Source organism: Xanthomonas fragariae (genome assembly GCF_900183975.1).
Classification (GTDB): Bacteria; Pseudomonadota; Gammaproteobacteria; order Xanthomonadales; family Xanthomonadaceae; genus Xanthomonas; species Xanthomonas fragariae.
On the sequence record NZ_LT853882.1, the window covers coordinates 737,501 to 758,002 of the forward strand.

Genomic DNA, 20,502 nt, shown 5'->3' on the forward strand with positions numbered 1-20,502 from the left:
ACAGCTAAGGTCCCAAATTCATTGCTAAGTGGAAAACGATGTGGAAAGGCACAGACAGCCAGGAGGTTGGCTTAGAAGCAGCCACCCTTTAAAGAAAGCGTAATAGCTCACTGGTCGAGTCGGTCTGCGCGGAAGATTTAACGGGGCTAAGCAGTGAACCGAAGCTTGGGGTGCATAAAACTTGTTTTATGCGCGGTAGAGGAGCGTTCCGTAAGCCTGTGAAGGTAGATTGAGAAGTCTGCTGGAGGTATCGGAAGTGCGAATGCTGACATGAGTAACGATAATGCGGGTGAAAAGCCCGCACGCCGAAAGCCCAAGGTTTCCTTGCGCAACGTTAATCGACGCAGGGTTAGTCGGTCCCTAAGGCGAGGGCGAAAGCCGTAGTCGATGGGAAGCAGGTTAATATTCCTGCACCTCGCGTGAGTGCGATGGAGGGACGGAGAAGGTTAGGTGTACCGGGCGTTGGTTGTCCCGGGGAAAGGCGGTAGGTTTGAATCTTTGGCAAATCCGGGATTCTTTAAGACCGAGCACCGAGACGAGCCTTTATGGCAAAGTCACTGATACCACGCTTCCAGGAAAAGCTTCTAAGCTTCAGCTCACGAAGACCGTACCGTAAACCGACACAGGTGGGTAGGATGAGAATTCTCAGGCGCTTGAGAGAACTCGGGTGAAGGAACTAGGCAACATGGCACCGTAACTTCGGGAGAAGGTGCACCCTTTTTGGTGGCTCATGCGAGCTATAGCTGAAGAGGGTCGCAGAAACCAGGCCGCTGCGACTGTTTATCAAAAACACAGCACTCTGCAAACACGAAAGTGGACGTATAGGGTGTGACGCCTGCCCGGTGCTGGAAGGTTAATTGATGGGGTCAGCCGCAAGGCGAAGCTCTTGATCGAAGCCCCAGTAAACGGCGGCCGTAACTATAACGGTCCTAAGGTAGCGAAATTCCTTGTCGGGTAAGTTCCGACCTGCACGAATGGCGTAACGACAGCGGCGCTGTCTCCACCCGAGACTCAGTGAAATTGAAATCGCTGTGAAGATGCAGCGTTCCCGTGGCAAGACGGAAAGACCCCGTGAACCTTTACTATAGCTTTACACTGAACGTTGAGTTCGTCTGTGTAGGATAGGTGGGAGGCTATGAAACTGTGGCGCTAGCTGCAGTGGAGCCATCCTTGAAATACCACCCTGTCGTGCTTGACGTTCTAACCTAGATCCGTTATCCGGATCAGGGACCGTGTATGGTGGGTAGTTTGACTGGGGCGGTCTCCTCCTAAAGAGTAACGGAGGAGCACGAAGGTACGCTCAGCGCGGTCGGACATCGCGCACTGTGTGCAAAGGCATAAGCGTGCTTGACTGCAAGATCGACGGATCAAGCAGGTACGAAAGTAGGTCTTAGTGATCCGGTGGTTCTGTATGGAAGGGCCATCGCTCAACGGATAAAAGGTACTCCGGGGATAACAGGCTGATACCGCCCAAGAGTTCATATCGACGGCGGTGTTTGGCACCTCGATGTCGGCTCATCACATCCTGGGGCTGTAGTCGGTCCCAAGGGTATGGCTGTTCGCCATTTAAAGTGGTACGCGAGCTGGGTTCAGAACGTCGTGAGACAGTTCGGTCCCTATCTGCCATGGGCGTTGGAAGTTTGAGAGGGGCTGCTCCTAGTACGAGAGGACCGGAGTGGACGAACCTCTGGTGTTCCGGTTGTCACGCCAGTGGCATTGCCGGGTAGCTATGTTCGGAAGCGATAACCGCTGAAAGCATCTAAGCGGGAAGCGCGCCTCAAGATGAGACTTCCCGGGGCACAAGCCCCCTAAAGGAACCATGTAGACTACGTGGTTGATAGGTCAGGTGTGTAAGTACAGCAATGTATTGAGCTAACTGATACTAATGATCCGTGCGGCTTGACCATATAACCTCAAGTTGCCTTGGTCCCAACGAACGTTGGTAGATCATCAAATGCAAGCTACGTCACAAGTTAACTATGCGAGACGAGCGCCGTATGCGCTTCAACGCAGACGCTTGCACCTATGTGCGAACGCTTGCTGCGAAGCAAAAACTGGCGACTCTCCAAACGTCTCCCTGGTGAAATTAGCGCTGTGGAACCACCCGATCCCATCCCGAACTCGGAAGTGAAACGCAGCTGCGCCGATGGTAGTGTGGCTCAAGCCATGCGAGAGTAGGTCATCGCCAGGGGCTTTAACCGAAACCCTCTATCCGTAAGGATAGAGGGTTTCTTCTTGCCCGAAAGGTGATGTCGCGATCGATGGACCAGGCCCGACGTCCCCCCGCCCTGAGTAGCGGCCGGGTTTAGAGTCCGGGCCTGATGATATCGGTGTTTGCCAGATGTTGGGCATAAGCGGCCGGCGTCATGCCGCCGATTGCTTTCTTGGGTCGGTCCTCGTTGTATTCGCGTCGCCAGTGTTCGATCTCGGTGCGCGCGTGCAGCAGTGTTGGGAACCAGTGCTCGTTGAGGCATTCGTCGCCTAGTCGGCCGTTGAACGATTCGACGTAGGCGTTCTGGTTCGGTTTGCCCGGCTGGTGTTCGCTACGCTGAAGGCTGGTTTCTGGCAATTTTCACTCATGCGTACACGCCGTCCTGCTGCCGAAGACAGACCCGCCGCCGAGTTGTTTCGTTCGTGGCTGGAGAACCAGATCGATCTGCGTCATCCGCTGGCGCGGCTGAGCCAACGGATGCCGTGGACGGCATTGGAGCAAGCACTTTCATCGCGCTTGCCGGCCACCCAGGCCGGTGGCGGTCGGCCGGCATTGCCGGTGCGGCTGATTGCCGGTTTGCTCTACCTCAAACACGCCTACGACCTGTCCGATGAAGCGGTGTGCGAGCGCTGGCTGGAGAATCCGTACTGGCAGTTTTTCACCGGTGAGGTCGTGTTCCAGACGCGTTTGCCGTGCGATGCCAGCTCGCTGACGCGCTGGCGGCAGCGCCTGGGTGAGGCCGGGATGGAAGAGCTGCTGGCGCACACCATCAACGCCGCGCATGCGATGCAGGCGGTGGACGCACGCGAGTTGTCGCGGGTGATCGTGGACACCACGGTGCAGGAAAAGGCGATCGCCTATCCGACCGACAGCCGTTTGCTGGAGGTGGCACGCAAGAAGCTGGTGTTACTGGCCAAGCGGCACAGCATCGGATTGCGGCAGAGCTACGCGCGGCAAGGCCCGGCCCTGAGCCGCAAGGCAGGTCGGTATGCGCATGCGTGCCAGTTCAAGCGGATGCGGCGCGTCCTGCGACGTCAACGCACAGTGCTGGGACGGCTCGTGCGCGACATCCAACGCAAACTCGATCAGGTAAACACCGGCGTGCGCGAGCGCATCGCTGTCTGGCTGGAACGTGCGCAACGGCTGTACACGCAGCGTCCGAAGGACAAACAAAAACTCTACGCATTGCATGCCCCGGAAGTGGAATGCATCGGCAAGGGCAAGGCGCGTCAAGCGTACGAATTCGGCGTCAAGGTCGGCATTGCGGTCACCGCCTGCAAGGGATTGGTCGTGGGTGCGCGCAGCTTCCCGGGCAACCCGTACGACGGCGATACCTTGGCCGAGCAGCTGGAGCAGACACGCGGGTTGCTGCAGGATGTGAGCGTAGAACCGACGGTGGCGATCGTGGACCTGGGCGATCGCGGGCGCGAAGTCGATGGCGTGCAGGTCCTGCATCGCGGCAAGGCCAAGACGCTGACGCGACGGCAATGGCGCTGGATCAAGCGACGGCAGGCGGTGGAGCCGGTGATCGGACATCTGAAAGACGACTGCCGGTTGCGTCGCTGCAGGCTGAAAGGTGCCCAAGGCGATGCGCTGCACGTGCTCGGCTGCGTGGCCGGCTACAACCTGCGTTGGCTGCTGCGCTGGATCGCGTTTTTGCGTGCCTGGATGCGGGCGATGGGATGGTCATCCTTGAGCGCCGTGCCGCTGTCACCGACGGCACTTGGCGCTTGAAGGGGATTTTTCAGGGACGACTTTATAGGCTGCACAGGCGGACCAGCACTGTCAGTGTGCTTGTGGCTGGCCTCCTGTATCTGTGGATGCACGCCAGTTCAAGCGGATGCGGCGCATACTGCGACGTCAACGCACAGTGCTGGGACGGCTCGTGCGCGATATCCAACCCAAACTCGATCAGGTAAACACCGGCGTGCGCATCGTTGTGCGGTTGCAACGCGCATAACAGGTCCATGCGCAACGTCCCAAAGAAAAGCGAAAACTCGACGCATTGCATGCGCCGGAAGAGGCCCAGACCCTGACGCGACGGTAAGGGCGCTGGATCAAACGACGTCAGGCAGTGGAACCGGCGATCGGACATATAGACTGCCGGTTGAGTCGTTGCAGGCGCAAAAGCGCCCAAGGCGATGTGCTACACGTGCTCGGCTGTGCCGTCGGCTACAACCTGCGTTGGCCGATGCGTTGGATCGCGTTTTTGCGCGCCTGGATCCGGGCAACGGGATGGACATCCTTGGGTGCCGTGCACCGCTGACGGTTGGTGCTCGAAAGGAGTTTTTCAGGAACGACTAGGTATTTCAACGGCCTGCTACCAATAACGACCGCCACATCACTGGCAGCATGTGAAAAGCTGCGAGTGATGTGCCGGCTGCCCACCTGCAGCGAGCGCATTCGCCAACGATTGGAAGGCTTCGCGTTGTACGGCCCGCTTCGTAGGTGGACCGGTCAAAATCCGCGGCATGGCACCCGTCACCTTCAAGCCGGGCTCATCCGGCACAAACTGGTCTCTCCCTCGAGAGCAGCATCCGCCCAGCCAGATCTGGGAGCAGGCTGAGGCCAGCACTAGCGGCAGTAGGCCGCCGCTTCCACGGCCGCTGCCCAAACGGCGACGGGTAGAGCAGGAGGAGCCTGGGACGCCGCCGCAACGCAAGGCGCCCGTGCATGTGCGACCCGGAGCACGTGGCGGCGCATGGGACGGGCGCGCCCAGCAGCAGCCGGCAACCCACTCGCATCGACGCAATGATCCCACCCACTGGCGCGATACCGCGCCCGGGCGGCGCCCGGACAAAATGCCCGCTGACGCCGGCGCTGCGTCGTCGCATCTGCGGACACAGCGGCCAAGTCATGGCTTGGAGCTGACGACAAAGGATCTCTGCCTGGCCGAACAAAAGCTCGACCCGACGGCAAAAGAGCGGCTGTGGGAAGAGCGAGAGCGGTATCGGCGACCGTTGGAAACAGACAGCCTGATAGATCAGACGCACAACGCTCGCCTGTGCGTCGCCATGGCACGGGACAACGAGCTGGTGCGTCGTATCGTCGGCTGCAAGCTGGCCCTGCCCTTCCTGTATTGGAGAGACAGCGCGGAAGCCAATGCGCAGCGGCTCGGCAAATATCTTCAGATGCTTGCCAATGCAAGGCCGGCCGCAGGCGTAACGCAACGCGATCTTGATCATTGCACCGACCTCGCGGCGAAGTATCTCTACGAGACCGGGTGGTTCAACGGTGCACCGCTGGGACAGCTGGCCCATATGGGCAACAAGCTGAGCAAGCACCCGGACCAGCCGGCGTGCATGGAGGCAATCGCGTGGATCGCCGTACAGGTGGAGCAGGCCGATGGTCGGTTGGGCCTGAATGGCCGCGAACTGGCCCTGTTACTGAACGCCTTTGCCAAGAACACCAACAGCGGCAGATGCGAACGCGCAGCGGCTCGCCTGGCACGTTACCTGCGGCGTGAACCCCGGGCCCGGCAGTCTCTGAACGCACAGGGCATCAGCCTGGCACTCAATGCCTTCAGCAAGTGGTTCGATCACCCGGACTGCCGGTCCATGGCGCACTCGCTCGCCGCGCGGCTGGCCGACGATCGCCGTTTGCGCATCGACCTCAATCCGCAAGGCGTGGCCAACGCGTTGAACGCCCTGAGCAAATGGCCCGACGCGCCGGACTGCAAGGCCGCCGCCAGCGCGCTGGCCCCGCGGCTGGCCGACGAGCGCCGTTTGCGCAACGCCCTCAAAGCGCAAGAAGTGGCCAACGCGTTGAACGCCCTGAGCAAATGGCCCGATACGCCGGCCTGCCAGGCCGCCGCCAACGCGCTGGCCTCGCGGCTGGCCGAGGATTTCGGTGTGTGCAACGCCCTCAACCCGCAAGGCTTGGCCAACGTGTTGAATGCACTGAGTAAATGGCCCGACACGCCGGACTGCAAGACCGCCGCCACCGCGCTGGCCTCGCTGCTGGCCGAAGGCAATTCCGATTTGTGCAACGGCCTCGACCCGCAAGGCGTGGCCAACGTGTTGAATGCGCTGAGCAAATGGCCCGGATGCGCGAGCTGCAAGAAAGCCATCGACGCCTTGTCCGGGCGGCTGGCTGCGGACCACGATTTGCGACGGGCCCTGGATGCGCAACACGTGGCCAACGCGTTGAACGCATTGAGCAAATGGCCTGATACGCCGGTCTGCGAGGTGGCCGCCAGCGCTCTGGCCCTGCGGCTGGCCAACGAGCGCGGTTTGTGTAACGCCCTCAACCCGCAAGGCGTGGCCAACGCGCTCAACGCACTGAGCAAATGGCCCAAAACGGAGGACTGTGAGGTCGCCGCCAGCGCGCTGGCCCCGCGACTGGCCGACGATCCCCGTTTGCGCAACGCCCTCGATCCGCAAGAAGTGGCCAACGCGTTGAACGCACTGAGCAAATGGCCCGGACGCGCGAGCTGCGCGAAGGCCATCCACGCCTTGGCCGGGCGGCTGGCTGCGGACCACGATTTGCGACAAGCCCTGGATGCGCAACACGTGGCCAACGCGTTGAACGCCGTGAGCAAATGGCCCGACACGCCGGACTGCGAGACCGCCGCCACCGCGCTGGCCTCGCGGCTGGTCGACGACGATTCCGCTTTGTGCAACGCCCTCAACCCGCAACACGTGGCCAACGCGCTCAACGCCGTGAGCAAATGGCCCGACACACCGGACTGCGAGACCGCCGCCACCGCGCTGGCCTCGCGGCTGGTCGACGATGCCGGTTTGCGCAACGCTCTCAACCCGCTAGGCGTGGCCAACGCGCTCAACGCCCTGAGCAAATGGCCCGGACGCGCGAGCTGCGAAAAGGCCATCGACGCCTTGGCCGGGCGGCTGGCTACGGACCACGATTTGCGACACGCCCTGGAAGTGCAGGACGTGGCCTTGTCGCTCAATGCGCTAAGCAAATCGCTTGGAGGGGCTGCCTGTCGTCAGGCAGCGTTGCTGCTCGCCGAGCGCCCAGGCTCGGCCGAGTTGCCGTGGCAGCAGTTCGACATGCTCGGGCTCGCCCAGTTGGGCAACGCGCTGTCCCGCCTGCTACGGGTAGACGAGGAAGAGTTTCAAACCTTGGGCAGCGACAAACTGAAGGCGCTGGCCGGGCACCTGGAGCTGCACCGCGCGCGTTTTGAGTCCGCCTCGGTCTCGGAGATCGGGCTGATCTTCAAGGCCCTTTCATCGGCCCAGCTTCATTGCCAGATGCGTCCGCTGGCGCGACCGGCGCTGGAGCGGGTTGCCGCGCTCATGCACGAGGATGGATTACGCGCAACGAACCTCGAGGGGCTAGGCAATCTGTGCATGGGCCTGCTGCCGCTGATCCGCAGTCCGGAGCTGACCCCTCGCCATCGCAGTCACGCCCTGAGCGTATTCAACACGTTGCAGCCGATCGTAGAGCGCAAGATCGCCTTGTACCTCACGGTCGGTGGCTCACCTGCATCGGCTCAGACCGAACAGCACGCCACACGTTGCCCGGCGTTGACGTTCTTCCAGGTGCTCAAGGCCTATGCGGTGGTGAGTCGGCAATGGAAGCCGCGCCACGTCCAAGGCGCGCGCCAGGAACTGCACCAGCGCCGCGAGCAGCTGGCGCAATGGGTCGACCAGACGCTCGAGCGCACGCGCGAGGCCATCGAGGCGGACCTCGGCGAGATGAGCTGGAACCTGATCGCGCAGATCGAGGCGGGCGACCAGGTGTTCGACGCCCTGGACCGGCGCATGGCCAAGGAGGCGCCAAGGATCGCGCAGGCCCATCCACCGAGCCGCTTCGACCTGGGCGCTGGGCGCCTGGGCATGCGTTCGGCACCCGGCCAGCCCGTCGCGCCGGCACCCGGCACCGGCAGCACGACCCACATCGTGGTCGATCTGCGTGGCAAGCAAGTGTCGACCAACGCGACCGAGACGGACAAGCCTTACTCGCTGTTCACGCGGCTGACGGGCCTGCCGCTGGTGGAGGTTCAGCTGCCGGGATCGATTTCAACGTTCATGCTCGCGCGCACGCTCACCTACCAGGGCCAGCCCTGGCGCTTCGACATGTTCGGCGGCAGCCGCGCCACGCGCGGCCACCTGAGCCGCCCCTCCGACCTGCTGTCCGGCGCATCTGCATCGCCGTCGCTGCTGCCGGCGATCCGCTATGCCGACACCGTCCCGGGCAGCAGCCTGATGAAGCTCATCACCAAGCTCGCCCCGCAGCGCGAGGACTGGTCGCGCATGCAGCGCTCGCTGCTGGAGATGGTGCCAAGCGACCACGTCGTGGAGGGCACGCTGCGCCTGGGCTTTTTCGACGACGTCAGCGGCCCTGCGCACCCATTCAAGCCCACAGCACCCGACGGGCGCCCCCTGGCGCTGTGCCCCAACGATGGCTGCGGCTTTCTGAAGCTGGAGGTGGCCCAGCGCATCCCTGCCTTCCGTGCGTACTTCTCCGCCTGGGAAGCGGTGCAGGCCGGCCGGGCTAGCCAAGCCCAGCGCGACCTTCTGGCCAAGGACAAGGGACCCACGCGGCTGGCACCACAGGCGCTGCAGCACTTCCCACGCGACCAGGCGGCGCTGCAGGAGGCGCACGAAGCGATGCAGCGCCGGCTGCAGGCGCTGCCGCCCGAGCTGAGCCAACTGGTGCTGTACGAGCTGGCCACCAGCGGCGGCTACGAGGGCCAGAGAGTCCGGGCGGTGCCCTCCGCCGACAACCAGGTGCACCTGCCGCGCGAGCGCAGCCAGGCCTTCGACGCCGCCGGCGGCGCCTTGCTGATCGGCAAGCCGCCTTACGACAAGGAGAACCTGCTGCCGGTGCCGCAGGAGTATGTCGCTACCGCGGCGCAAGGCGATGCCACGGCCGAATTCCTCTCGCAGTGCTTCGGCATCCAGTACAGCTACACCGGCTTCGACGACAGCGCGGGCGACGCTGCTGGCAGCGACCCGGCGATGCTGCACAGCAAGGGCATGCTCATCGTAGTGCCGGCGCAGAACTGGCCGGCGCAGTTCGCGGACGTGGACCTGGCCTGCTCCAAGGAAGATCTCAAAACCCTGTCGCGCTGGACCGCCGGACGCGACCGCAGTGCCGTGCCGCAGGACATGCTCAGCACCGGCAGCCTGCGGCTCAAGGACATCGTGGAACCCGGGCGTATGGGCGCACTGCCGATCCCGGAGCTGCGCAAGCGCAACATGGACACCGACGGTGACGATGCGTTCGTGTACGCGGGCTACCCCAGGCTGGCGGAGCTGATCGCGCGCGAGATGGACGATCGTGCGGCGCGGCGCGGCCAGCCACGCTCTTTCAAGCCGCCGAAGACGGCCACGCCGGCCATCGACCCAGACAGCGGCCACTACCAGGCCGGGCGGCTGTCCGAGATCATGTCGCTGCAGCGTGGCGGCCAGATCATGGGCGCGGCCAGCACCCTGGCGGCGCGCTTCATGGCGCAGCCCGACCAGCTGCGCAAGGCGATGGCGCGCAAGATGATGTTCGGTACGTACGACGGCATCGAGCGCGACCTGCGCAACGGCTTGCGCCAGGTACTCGACGGCGAGACCACAGATCGCGAGGTGTTGTTGGCGCAACTGCGCGCCCAGGCGCACGAAGCGATCAGCCGCGCCCACATGCCCGAGGCGCGTGAAGTGGCCGAACTGCTGCACGCGCAGCTGCTTGAGCTCGAACTGGCAACGGCTCGCTCAGCCGAGGCGCCAGGCTTGCCCGACGCACTGGCTTCAGCCGAGGCGCCAGGCCTGCCCGACGCGCCGGCTTCAGCCGAGACGCCGCGCCTGCCCGACGCGCTGGCTGAGGCGTTCCCAACGCTCGCCCGGGCCTACATGGCTGCGCCTGATGCCGACGCACGTCTGCGCGCCATCCTCGACAACTACCCGGTGTGCCTGTTATCGCACGCACAGTTCCCGGAGGGGCAACCGGGGTTCATCCCCAACGAGCCGGAACTGAGCATGCGCAACCTCTTCACCATCGCCATCAAGGTGGGCACCGATGCGCTGAAATCCGACACCGGCACAGCGCTGTTCGCCAAGATCGTGGAGTCTTGCGAACGCTCCGAGCGAGCGTTCGCCGAGCGGGTACGCAGCGTGCCCTACGGCAAGACGACTGCCCGGGCCATGCACGAGGGCCGCTTCGACGCCGAGCAGACCAAGGTGCTGCTGCAGAACATGCCGACGATGGCGGCGGGCGTCATGCAAGACGCGCTGCACTCGCTGCAGCAGGCAGGCCTGATCGACCCGCCGCCCCCGCCGGCCGAGCGCCTGCGCGCCGTGCAGCACGAGGACATCGTGCGTGCGGCCGAGGCCCTGCGGACACGCGCCGGCGAGATGGAGCCCGTAATCACCAAAATGCTGATCGGCGCCGCCAAGCTCCATGGTGGGCACCTGGAGGGAATGGGCCATAAATTCAAATCGACCGGCTCGCTGGCGGAAAAATTCAGACAGCAGATTGCTTTGAAACACAAGACCCTGGAAGAAGCGGCCGCTTGCATCAACGACGCGCTGCGCTACAGCGTGGTATTGGAGCCGCAGCACTTCACCGCCGGCCTGCGCGGCGTGCTGGCCTCACTGGACAATCAAGGCCATGTGCGCGTCAAGCTGCTCAACCTGTTCACGCGGCAGCGGCAGGCATTCAAGGCAGTCAACGTCACGCTGCGCAGCCCGGAAGGCGCGCTGTGGGAGATCCAGTTCCACACGCCGGACACCTTCAAGCTCAAGGAGAAATTCCACGACGTGTACAAGGAAAGCTTTGCGCTGCAGCTTAAGAGCGCCTCACAGGTCGATCAGCACCAACTGCAGGCGTCTGCGCAGGCGGCCTTCAGCGGCGTGAATGCGCCGCCGGGCTGCGAGGAGATCGACGATTGGAAATAGCCCTGCCTTTGGCGCGGCGCACGCCGCAGTAGGAGCGGTGTGAGGCGCAGTGGAACGGCAAACCGGTATAAGCCCAGTACCAACCAGGCAGGACCAACCAGGGTTGTTGACGTATTGCGGCGTGCCGACGCCGGCACCGGGCGTGAGGTTCTGGCGCACGCCGGTCATGAATGCGCCGAACCTGGCAGTGCAGCACGGCGATGCGCGTCGCAGGCCGCCACGGCCTAGTCACGCAAACGCGAGCTTGCAAACGTGTGCTCTGCAAGCTGCTGCGCGTGTCCACGAGTACGTGCTCGTGGGCAGCACCATAATAGGTATTCACTCAAGCGCTCAGGCGTCTTTCGCTATTATCGCGCAATGACTTCTGCCCCCTGTCTTGCCAGTGTTTTCGTCGGCCTGCTGTGCCTTGGCAGCACTGCGCTGCATGCCCAAAGCCTCGACCCGCCGTTGATGGCCATGCACGATGCCATCGCTGCCGCAGAGCGCGGCCAGTCCGATGCCGGTCAGCTCAGCGCGTTGAGCCGCCATCCGCTGTATGGCTGGCTGGAACTGGCCACGCTCAAGCGCACTATCGACAACGTCTCAAACGCACAGGCGCAGGGATTTCTGCAGCGCTACGCAGGCCAGCCGGTGGCCGAGACCTTTCGCAGCATCTGGCTGCCGGCGGTGTCCCGTCGTCAGGACTGGACCACACTGCTGGCGAACTGGAAGCCCTCCGACAACGTGGGCCTGCGCTGCGCACAGCTGACCGCGCGCCAAGCTACTGGCAAGGCCGATGCGCAGTGGAGCCGCGATGCGCTGACGCTGTGGCGCAACGGCAAGGCAATGCCCGATGCGTGCGACCCGGTGGTCGCCGGGCTGGATGCACGCGGCGATCTGACGCCCGCATTGCGTTGGGAGCGCGTGGAAGCGGCCGCCGATGCGCAACTGCCTGCGGTGATGCGCACTGCCGCGCGCGGATTGCCGGCCACCGAATTGGCGCTTGCCAACGATTACGCCGCCTTTCTCGACAAGGTGCATCCGCGTGCCTTGACTTGGCCGAAGACCGAGCGCAGCCGCCGCATCGCCGTCGATGGCCTGGCCACATTGGCCAAGACCGACCCGGACGCCGCCGAGCAGCAGCTTCCCCAATTCGCCACAGCGCTCGGCTTCAGCGAGGCGCAACGTGGGCAAGTGCTGTACCAGATCGCGTTGTGGACGGTGGCCTCGTACTTGCCGGGTTCGGCACGCCGCCTCAACGCAGTGCCCGATGCGTTGTACGACGAACGCCTGCACGAATGGCGCGCGCGCGAGGCGATGTCGCGCGGCGATTGGCCTGCGGCGTTGGCCGCGATCCGCAAGATGCCCGCGACCCAGCGCAGCGATTCGCGCTGGCAGTATTTCGAAGCACGCCTTACAGAGAAAACCGGCACTGCTGCTGCCGCACAGCCCCTGTATCGCGCGGCCGCGCAGTCGCCGACCTTCCACGGCTTCCTGGCCGCCGACCGCCTGCAGCAGCCGTACCGCCTGTGTCCGTGGGAGCCCAAGGACAGCCCGCAGGCCAAGGCCACTGTTGCGCGTGATCCGGCCTTGATCCGCGCGATCGCCTTGTTCCAGATCGACCGCCCCGGCTGGGCGGTGGCCGAGTGGAACGATGCTGCGACCCGCTTCGACGACACGCAGCGCCGCCTGGCCGTGGAAGTGGCCAGCGACAACGGCTGGTTCGACCGTGCGGTGTTCGCGCTTGGCAAGCAGCCGGACGAACAGCGGCTATATTCGCTGCGTTTTCCGCTGCATCACGACGACAGCATTCGTCGCCAAGCAGCCAAGAACGCGATCGACCCAGCCTGGGTAGCGGCGGAGATTCGTGCCGAAAGTATCTTCAATCCACGCGCGCGCTCGCCTGCCAACGCGATGGGCCTGATGCAGGTGTTGCCGGGCACCGGCGCGGCCGTGGCCAAGGGCATCGCCCTGCCCGGCTACGCGGGCGCGACCAGCCTGTACGAGCCGGATACCAACATCGCCATCGGCACGGCCTATCTACGCCAGCTGCTCAACACCTATGGCCTGCCCTATCTCACCATCGCCGCCTACAATGCCGGCCCCGGTCCCACCGGCCGCTGGCAATCGCAACGGCCGGGCTTGGAGCCGGATTTCTGGATCGAGACCATCAGCTACAAGGAAACCCGCGAATACGTTGCGCGCGTGCTGGCTTTCAGCGTGATTTACGACTGGCGCCTCAATGGCGACATGCTGCCGCTGAACGATCGCCTGATGGGCAAGCTGGCGGACAAGCGCTTGAAGCCGGTGTGCACACCGGGTCAGGCGGACAATAACGCGGCCCAGAACTGAGAGCGACCGACAAACTACTGCGCTCACCGTCAGGCGGGCGTGGCCGGTGCCTGGAATCGGCATGTACCACTCGTCCACTGCGGTTCTGAGCGCGCCGTCCGCACTCCACTAACGACTGCTCGCTAGGTGTTGTTAGCCACTCCAGGAGCGCGCACGCCGCATCGGGCATCATGTGCGCATGAAGACCTATCTCGTTGGCGGCGCGGTCCGCGATGCTCTGCTTGGTCAGCCAGCCGGGGACCGCGACTGGGTCGTGGTCGGTGCCGATCAGGCACAGATGGACGCGCTGGGTTTCAAGCCGGTCGGTAAGGATTTCCCGGTATTTCTGCATCCGCGCAGCGGCGAGGAGTACGCGCTGGCACGCACCGAGCGTAAATCCGGGCGGGGCTACCGCGGCTTCGTGGTGGATGCCGATCCGTCGGTAACACTGGAAGAGGATCTGCTACGTCGCGACTTCACCATCAATGCGATCGCACGCGACGAAGACACTGGCGAGTTGTTCGATCCTTACAATGGCGCACGCGATCTGCAGGCGCGCGTACTGCGCCATGTGGGGCCAGCGTTTGCCGAAGATCCCGTGCGCGTGTTGCGCGCGGCGCGCTTCATGGCGCGGCTGGCACCGCTTGGTTTCACTATCGCGCCGGAAACGGCTGCATTGATGCGCGAAATGGCAGCCAGCGGCGAACTGGACAGCCTGGTGCCGGAACGTGTGTGGCAAGAGCTGCGTCGCGTGTTGGCCAGTGCACAGCCATCGGCATTCCTGCGCACCTTGCACGATACCGATGCACTGCGCAGCATCCTGCCCGAAATCGATGCATTGTATGGCGTGCCGCAGCGCGCCGATTTTCACCCGGAAGTGGACACCGGGATTCACCAGGAAATGGTCAGCGACATGGCCGCGCGATTGGCACCCGGCGATGCGCTGGTGGGCTTTGCTGCGCTCACCCACGATGTGGGCAAGGCACTCACGCCACCTCACGAATGGCCACGCCACGTGATGCACGAACAACGCGGCGTCGCGCCATTGCAGGCACTGTGCGAACGCCTCAAGGTGCCGCAGGATTATCGGCAACTCGCCGTCACTGCCTGCCGCGAACACTTGAACGTGCATCGCCTGGCAGAACTCCGCGACCGCACCGTGCACGAGCTGCTGGTGCGCTGCGATGCCTTCCGCCGGCCGGAGCGCATCGCACAACTCGCACTTGTCTGCGAAGCGGATAAGCGTGGCCGACTAGGCAGCGAAGAGGCCGCCTACCCGCAGGGCGAAGAACTCAAACGTTTGCATGCTGTCGCACTGGCGATCAATGCGCGCGATCTGGCAGCAACAGGATTGCAGGGCCCGCAGATCGGCGAGGCATTGGCCAAGGCACGGATCGCTGCGATTTCCGAGGCGCGCACAAGGTAGATATCGGTGGATGCCGCGGCTGGATTTGCCGCGCATTTCAGCCACGGTGCACGCCGCAACCGGCAGCCCCTAAACCGTCGCGTCACATAGTCATGCTGGGCTGTGATTGTGATTGCAGGCGGTCTTGGGCGATGCGCTGGGCGATCTGTGCATGCTGCAGATCGCCGGCCTGGGCCACCTGCATCGATTCTTGGATCGACGGTGCCGGCGCGTGCATAGGCACGCATGCGCAACCGAGCGGGTGGTCGTTATTGGACGCATACACCGTATCGCGCGCCACATAGAATTCGCCCTTCCAGCCGGGCTTGAAGTAGGACTCGTTCAGCGCCGCGGTGATCTGGATCAGACGCTCTTCTGAAAACTGATGGCCTTGCGCCTGCATCCGCTCCTGTACGTCCGCATAAAGCGCATGCCGGGGATGGGTGGGGTCGCTGTAGGGCAGCAAACCAGGCAACGCCTGCGTGCGTTCGCTCTGGGCCGCAGTGGCAGTGGCCGACTGCTCCGTGTCGCGTTGCGCATCGCGGGTTTTTTCGTCTTCGGCGCGTCGCTCCTGCTCCCGCTGCTGCTCTTGTTGCTGCTGCTCTTGTTGCTGCTGCTCTTGTTGCTGTTGCTCTTGTTGCTGTTGCTCTTGTTGCTGGAGCTGCAGTTGCGATTACTGGTTCTGCTGCAATTGCCACTGGCGTTGCTGTTCTAGCGCTTGCGCGTGCATGTCCTGCTGCTGCCCGGACTGCGCGCTGGCATGCGGGTTCGGCGCTGCTTGCATCGCTGCGGTCTGCTGAGGTTGCGGCGGTTGCACGGTCATAGCAGGCAGCGTCGTCACAGCCTGTGCTGGTGGCGCAGACGCATCGCGCATGTCTTGCACATCGGTTGCGCGCTGCTGCGGCGCATCGTGCGATGGCGCCTGCGCCTGATGGCGTGCCTGCACCTCGCTCATTGCCTGGCGGATGTCTTCGCTGCTGGTGGTTGCTGCGACACGCACCACAGCATCGGCATCGCGACGTAAATGCTGGATCGGGCTATCCACCGAATAATGCCCAAAGGCATCGCGTTGCAACGCCAGCGAGGTGGTTGCTGCATCGATCCGGTTCGCATCGCGCGTGCGTTGCACGGCAAGCTGGATCGCTGCTGCGGTCGTAGCGTTGGGCGCAACGCCATAAGCAATATAAGTTGCCTGAGTGTTTGCTTGGTCCTGCTGTTGCAGCGTTTGCCTCTGCCGCGTGGGCATCTGCGCCATCGCCTTTGCATGCTGCTCCAACGCAGGTTGCAGCCGTGCGCGCGTGGCTTCCAGTTCCAATGCCACATTGCCTTGGGCAACATCATCTTGGTGCCGCCACTGGCCTTGCGCATCACGCTGATAGTGTTCGCCGTTCGATGCTTGCAGCGAGTCCGGGTTCAATGCGGTTTGTACAGCGGCAGGCATGGGCCCAACGTGGTCCCAGCCGTTGCGCTGGTGTGCGGCTTGATAGGTCGCTGCAATCACCGCTGGTCCACGGGCGATGTTCGCTTCCACCACTTGAGCCGCTTGTTGGTCCAACGCGGCATTGCGCTCGGGGCTTGCACAATCAACCGTCCATATCGGCCGATCGTTCTGGTCGACTTGGTCGGCCACCATCCGTGACCACTGGCCACTCGCAGGATCATGTCGCCAATCCCTTTGATAAAGATGCGAGGCGTCGGTCTCGCTGGATAGCTGCACATACGGATTACTGGGCTGCACCTTGCCCAGCGCCTGCTCCGTCGCTTCGCGACTGGCGTGATAATTCAGCTCGCGTGCTTTTTCTGGCAGCGCGAACATCGCCTGCTTTTGCAATGTATCCACGCCATCATTCGGCAGATCGGCTTTTTGTTGCCGCAACCACTGATTACCGTTGAACTCCCAGCTCACGCCCTCTTTGTCGGTCTGCGTATAGATCTGACGGTTATCCCAACGTGTCGCGGCCTTGTCGGCAGCTGCACTGAACAGATAACCATCGGCCACCACCAGCGCGACTGGGCCCGCACCTGTTGTGCCCACCACGGCAGCGGCGGCGGTTCCTCCCGCCCAACCGCCCACGCCGCGGGCGCCGAAGTGCAATGCTTCTGAGCGTGCAGCGGTGAGGTTGTCCTGTGACAGAAGCGTGCTCACGCGCTCGCCGGTCTGCACCGCATCGTAGGCGCTTGCCGCGACTCCCAAACCTGCCAGGCCTGCGGTCATTCCTGCGCGGTGCAGGCCCGGGATTTCAGGCTCTGGCACGGGAACGCGCGCGGGCGGAGCGCCTGGGCGCACGAGTTCGTCGATGGTGGCGATGCCTTCCAGCCGACTGGCAACCCCGTCGCTGACGTTGAGCTCAGCGTGCTCGGCGAGCAATTTCGCGCTGATGGCAGGGTCGGAATTAGGAATATCTTGCGCATGTGCTGGCAGATCCCAATGCCAATCGGCTTGTTGCTGCCATTTCTCGCGCAGCTGCTGTGTGACGGTAGGATCCTTAAACCACGCATTGCGCGCTTGCTCTAATGCCTGTCCGGGCGGACGCGCGTCGGTACGGCTGTCGTAGAGCTCTGCACTCTGACGATTGAAAATGCGGATTGGCGCAGTAGTTTGTTTGTGTACGGTGTCCAGGCTGATCGGCAGTTTGGTGTAGATGGCTTCGCGTGCGCCTTCGGGGACGTAGCGGCCGTAGCCGCGCTGATCCAGCGATGCTGAAAAGCGCTCATCGACTCCATGTTCGCTTTCCAGCTTGTGCGCGGCCATTGCACGCACTTCGACATCATAACCTCGTGATTGCAGATTCTTGATCAGATCCGAACTCCACTGGCCATTGCTGAGCGTGGTGTCGAAGATCAGGTTCTTCTTGTCTTCGATGGTGGCCTGCAATAGCTCGTCGGCCCAGCGGCTGGCGTCGGGGTGGGTGTAGCCTGACCATGTGTAGGGGTGGGCGTTGCGTAGGACTTTTACGTGAGGGTGCGCTTCACGCAATTCGTCGGGATCGATTACAACGACATCCCCGCGCAGTTCATTATCTGCGGCTCTTGCAAGGTTTCCTTTTCCTGAGCCGGGCTGACCCGCGAGGATGATTGCTCTTGGTTTTTCAAAATGATGACTTTGTTTCTAGTGAGGCATCATCAAGAATCTTTTGCTCAAACACCTTGCGATGCTCGGCATCACTGAGACGAGAATCCTGTTCAGTCATTTCAGAGACTCCTTATGCGCTTCGATGTAATGCCAAAGTTCGTTTAGGTCTGACATGCCACGATTTCTTGACCTGGCATGACGCGTGGCACGCTCTTTTTCTTCAGCTTTGATTATTGCACTGGGTGCACCGTCCGTCTGCGCTACGCGAAGCTCCTCCCGGGCTTCGGAGATGAAGGAGCTAAGCTCATCCTCCAACATCCATATCGCCCACTCAAATATAGGGGGCACCTTTGAAGGGCGTTGCATGACATTATTTAATTGCTGCTGAATCCGTTCAATAAGCTCCGGATAGTCCTTGAGTATTTCCCGCAATTTCTGCGGCACGGGCGGCGGCGGAATTGGTTTTTCCTTGAATGGATTATTGAACTTGAACATGTCGGAGTCGCCGATATCGGAGAGGGGAGCTTGCGGCTGAGCAGGCGCATCGGCATCGAGTGTAGACGTATCCAGCACCGGCTGCTCCCACGGCGCGCGTTTCGGTTTGCGCTTGACCTGCACCGGCAGGCCATCACGTGGCAACGGACCAAGCTCGCGCACCGTGCGCTCGTTGATGATTTGCAGATCGCGCAGTGGCTGCGCTTCATGCGCCTCCACAACGCGGCGCGCCAATGCAGCGTAACGTGACTCTGGCGTATCACTCATCTGCTTATCGCCCTCCTTCGCAATGGGTCTGATTGAACGCAGCAAAGCACATTCTTCCATCTGCGCTGCGTCTTATGAATAGCGTTGAGGTTAAGAATGTATCCGCAAATAGATAACCTATCGATTCGAGCCGCATGGTACGCGGCGCTGGATCTAGATCACGGCCAAACGTGTAGCGTCCTGGGTGGTAAGCGATGAGTTCTGGTAGCGGGTGGAACCGCTGATTCCTGCGCGTGCAGTGGCTGACAGGGTCTACCGGTGCAGACCGATCTGCGAGGCCGTCTCGACTGGTGTTGGAGGCCATCGTCTATGTGCTGCGCACCGGCTGCCACTGCCAAGGAACGCTTCGGCAGCTCAAGCGCCATTCATAAGCGCTTGCTGGAATGGGAAGCTGTGGGCTTCTTTGAGGTGCTGTGGAAAGCGGGCCTGGCCGAGTACGACCAGATGCGGGGCATTGCTTGGCGCTGGCAGAGCGTGGACGGCGCGATGATGAAGGCGTCGCTGGCACAGCAGGCCGCGGGGCCCAACCCAACGGATCGTGGAAAAAAGCAGCAAGCGCCACCTGCTGGTGGACGGCCGTGGCGTTCCGTTGTCGATCGTCGTGACCGGGGCCAACGCCCCTGACTGCAAGCGGCTTGATGAGGTGCTCAACGCCATTGTCGTCAAGCGCAAGAACCCGCAACACCGGCGAAGCCAACATCTGTGCGTCGACGCGGGCTATCGCGGCGCGGCACACCTTCGCACCATCGAGGACCACGGTTACATCCCTCATGTTGTTGACCGGCGCAAGGCAGCCGAAACCAAACGGCGCGATCGGAAAAACAAGGCCAGGCGCTGAGTGGTCGAGGTATCTCATAGTTGGTTCAGCCGCTTCCGCAAACTGCTCGTGTGCTTCGAAAAACGCGAACGCAGTTTCCTCGCACTCAACCATCTTGCCGCGGCGATCATCGCGTTCTGCAAGGTGCCTTCGAGCGTTAATATTATTTACGGATAAGTTCTTAGAACCTGTTCACGATCTTTCCTGATTGGTGCAGACTCTGCGGATGCGCCAAAAAACCTATCCGAGCGACATGAGCCGGGAGCGTTTCGAACACATCCTCCCGATCCTAGAACAAGCGCGCAAGCGCACCAAGCCACGCCGAGTGGATATGTATGAGGTGTGGTGCGCAGTGTTGTACGTGCTGCGAACCGGTTGCCAATGGCGAGCGCTACCCAGCGACTTTCCGAAGTGGCGGACCGTGCACGCGTACTTTGCCAAGTGGAGCGAGTGCGACGATGAAGGAGTGAGCCTGCTGGAGCGGGCGCTCAAAAAATCAGGTTGGCGTGGCCCGCCAGAAACAGGAGCGCAACATCTTCAGCAGGTTCTTGATCGTGGACGCGCAGAGCGTCAAGAACACGGACACAGCCGGGCAAAAGGGATATGACGCGGGCAAAAAGGTGTCGGGCATCAAGCGGCATATCGCTGTTGATACCCAGGGGTTGCCCCATGCCATCGCGGTGACGACGGCGGAGGTGACCGACCGCAAAGGTGCGCTGCAGGCGCTGGAGCGCTGTCAGTCAAACTTGACGCATGTACAAAGCCTGCTGTGCGACAGTGGTTACACCGGAGTACCGTTTGCCGAAGGCGTACGAGAGATTCTAGGCGAGCAGCTCACGGTGCAGATTGCCAAGCGCAGCGAACTGCACACCTTCAAGGTCATGCCCAAGCGCTGGATCGTCGAGCGCAGTTTTGCCTGGCTGGAGAAAAACCGAAGGCTGTGGAAGAACTGCGAGCGCAAACTCAACACCAGCTTGCAGTTCATCCATCTGGCCTTCTTGGCGCTTCTACTCAAAAGATCGTGAACAGGCTCTTAGTTAGTCGCACCTGAAAAACCCCAACCACCCAACGACC

Annotated in this window: 9 protein-coding genes, 2 rRNA genes, 1 other RNA gene and 3 pseudogenes (1 of these 15 running past the window's edge); 11 read left to right on the forward strand and 4 right to left on the reverse strand. The window is 62.5% G+C overall.

Annotated features, from left to right (window positions below; all coding sequences use genetic code 11):
- Both PD885_RS03325 and rrf read left to right on the forward strand, forming a co-directional pair.
- Window positions 1–1,907: ribosomal RNA gene (locus PD885_RS03325) — 23S ribosomal RNA — on the forward strand (it extends 974 nt beyond the left edge of the window).
- Window positions 1,908–2,076: 169 nt separating this feature from the next.
- Window positions 2,077–2,191 (forward strand): 5S ribosomal RNA (gene rrf / locus PD885_RS03330).
- A 114-nt stretch (window positions 2,192–2,305) separates the two neighbouring features.
- On the opposite strand, the pseudogene PD885_RS03335 reads toward rrf, so the two are convergent.
- Window positions 2,306–2,542: pseudogene (locus PD885_RS03335) on the reverse strand (integrase core domain-containing protein); the annotation flags it as partial.
- 36 nt (window positions 2,543–2,578) lie between these two features.
- Between PD885_RS03335 and PD885_RS03340 the strand changes: the two are divergent.
- From PD885_RS03340 to PD885_RS03365, 6 genes and pseudogenes are all read left to right on the forward strand, one after another.
- A complete protein-coding gene (locus PD885_RS03340) occupies window positions 2,579–3,946 on the forward strand; it encodes an IS5 family transposase (protein ID WP_088056654.1) in 1,368 nt (455 codons plus the stop codon).
- An 88-nt stretch (window positions 3,947–4,034) separates the two neighbouring features.
- A pseudogene (locus PD885_RS03345) lies at window positions 4,035–4,478 on the forward strand (hypothetical protein); the annotation flags it as partial.
- Between the two features lie 205 nt (window positions 4,479–4,683).
- Window positions 4,684–11,061 (forward strand): XopAD/skwp family type III secretion system effector, encoded by a 6,378-nt coding sequence (xopAD, locus tag PD885_RS03350; RefSeq protein ID WP_386270885.1) that lies wholly within the window; start codon window positions 4,684–4,686, stop codon window positions 11,059–11,061.
- Window positions 11,062–11,418: 357 nt separating this feature from the next.
- Window positions 11,419–13,392: a transglycosylase SLT domain-containing protein gene (locus tag PD885_RS03355; protein WP_002810933.1), complete on the forward strand. Its 1,974-nt coding sequence runs from the start codon at window positions 11,419–11,421 to the stop codon at window positions 13,390–13,392.
- A 61-nt stretch (window positions 13,393–13,453) separates the two neighbouring features.
- Window positions 13,454–13,530, forward strand: a non-coding RNA gene (locus tag PD885_RS03360) — sX9 sRNA.
- A gap of 40 nt (window positions 13,531–13,570) precedes the next feature.
- Window positions 13,571–14,797 (forward strand): multifunctional CCA addition/repair protein, encoded by a 1,227-nt coding sequence (locus tag PD885_RS03365; RefSeq protein ID WP_002810932.1) that lies wholly within the window; start codon window positions 13,571–13,573, stop codon window positions 14,795–14,797.
- A gap of 82 nt (window positions 14,798–14,879) precedes the next feature.
- On the opposite strand, the gene PD885_RS03370 is transcribed toward PD885_RS03365, so the two are convergent.
- Window positions 14,880–15,179: a hypothetical protein gene (locus tag PD885_RS03370; protein ID WP_065975397.1), complete on the reverse strand. Its 300-nt coding sequence runs from the start codon at window positions 15,177–15,179 to the stop codon at window positions 14,880–14,882.
- Between PD885_RS03370 and PD885_RS21290 the strand changes: the two genes are divergently transcribed.
- Window positions 15,162–15,491, forward strand: coding sequence for a hypothetical protein (locus PD885_RS21290; protein ID WP_088056655.1), 330 nt, complete (start codon window positions 15,162–15,164; stop codon window positions 15,489–15,491). The genes PD885_RS03370 and PD885_RS21290 overlap by 18 nt on opposite strands.
- Here PD885_RS21290 and PD885_RS03380 read toward each other — a convergent pair.
- Window positions 15,450–17,852 (reverse strand): zeta toxin family protein, encoded by a 2,403-nt coding sequence (locus PD885_RS03380; protein ID WP_231892763.1) that lies wholly within the window; start codon window positions 17,850–17,852, stop codon window positions 15,450–15,452. The genes PD885_RS21290 and PD885_RS03380 overlap by 42 nt on opposite strands.
- 111 nt (window positions 17,853–17,963) lie before the next feature.
- The gene (locus PD885_RS03385; protein WP_231892680.1) at window positions 17,964–18,671 is read right to left on the reverse strand and encodes a hypothetical protein; all 708 of its coding nucleotides are present in this window, start codon (window positions 18,669–18,671) and stop codon (window positions 17,964–17,966) included.
- Between the two features lie 151 nt (window positions 18,672–18,822).
- On the opposite strand from PD885_RS03385, the pseudogene PD885_RS03390 reads away from it, so the two are divergent.
- Both PD885_RS03390 and PD885_RS03395 read left to right on the forward strand, forming a co-directional pair.
- Window positions 18,823–19,605 (forward strand): annotated as a pseudogene (locus PD885_RS03390) (IS5 family transposase).
- Window positions 19,606–19,654: 49 nt separating this feature from the next.
- Window positions 19,655–20,453 (forward strand): IS5 family transposase gene (locus PD885_RS03395; protein ID WP_088056611.1). Its coding sequence is split into 2 segments (ribosomal slippage): window positions 19,655–19,926 and window positions 19,925–20,453, totalling 801 coding nucleotides; the frame shifts between segments, so codons are not numbered across the junction.
- Window positions 20,454–20,502 lie beyond the last annotated feature (49 nt).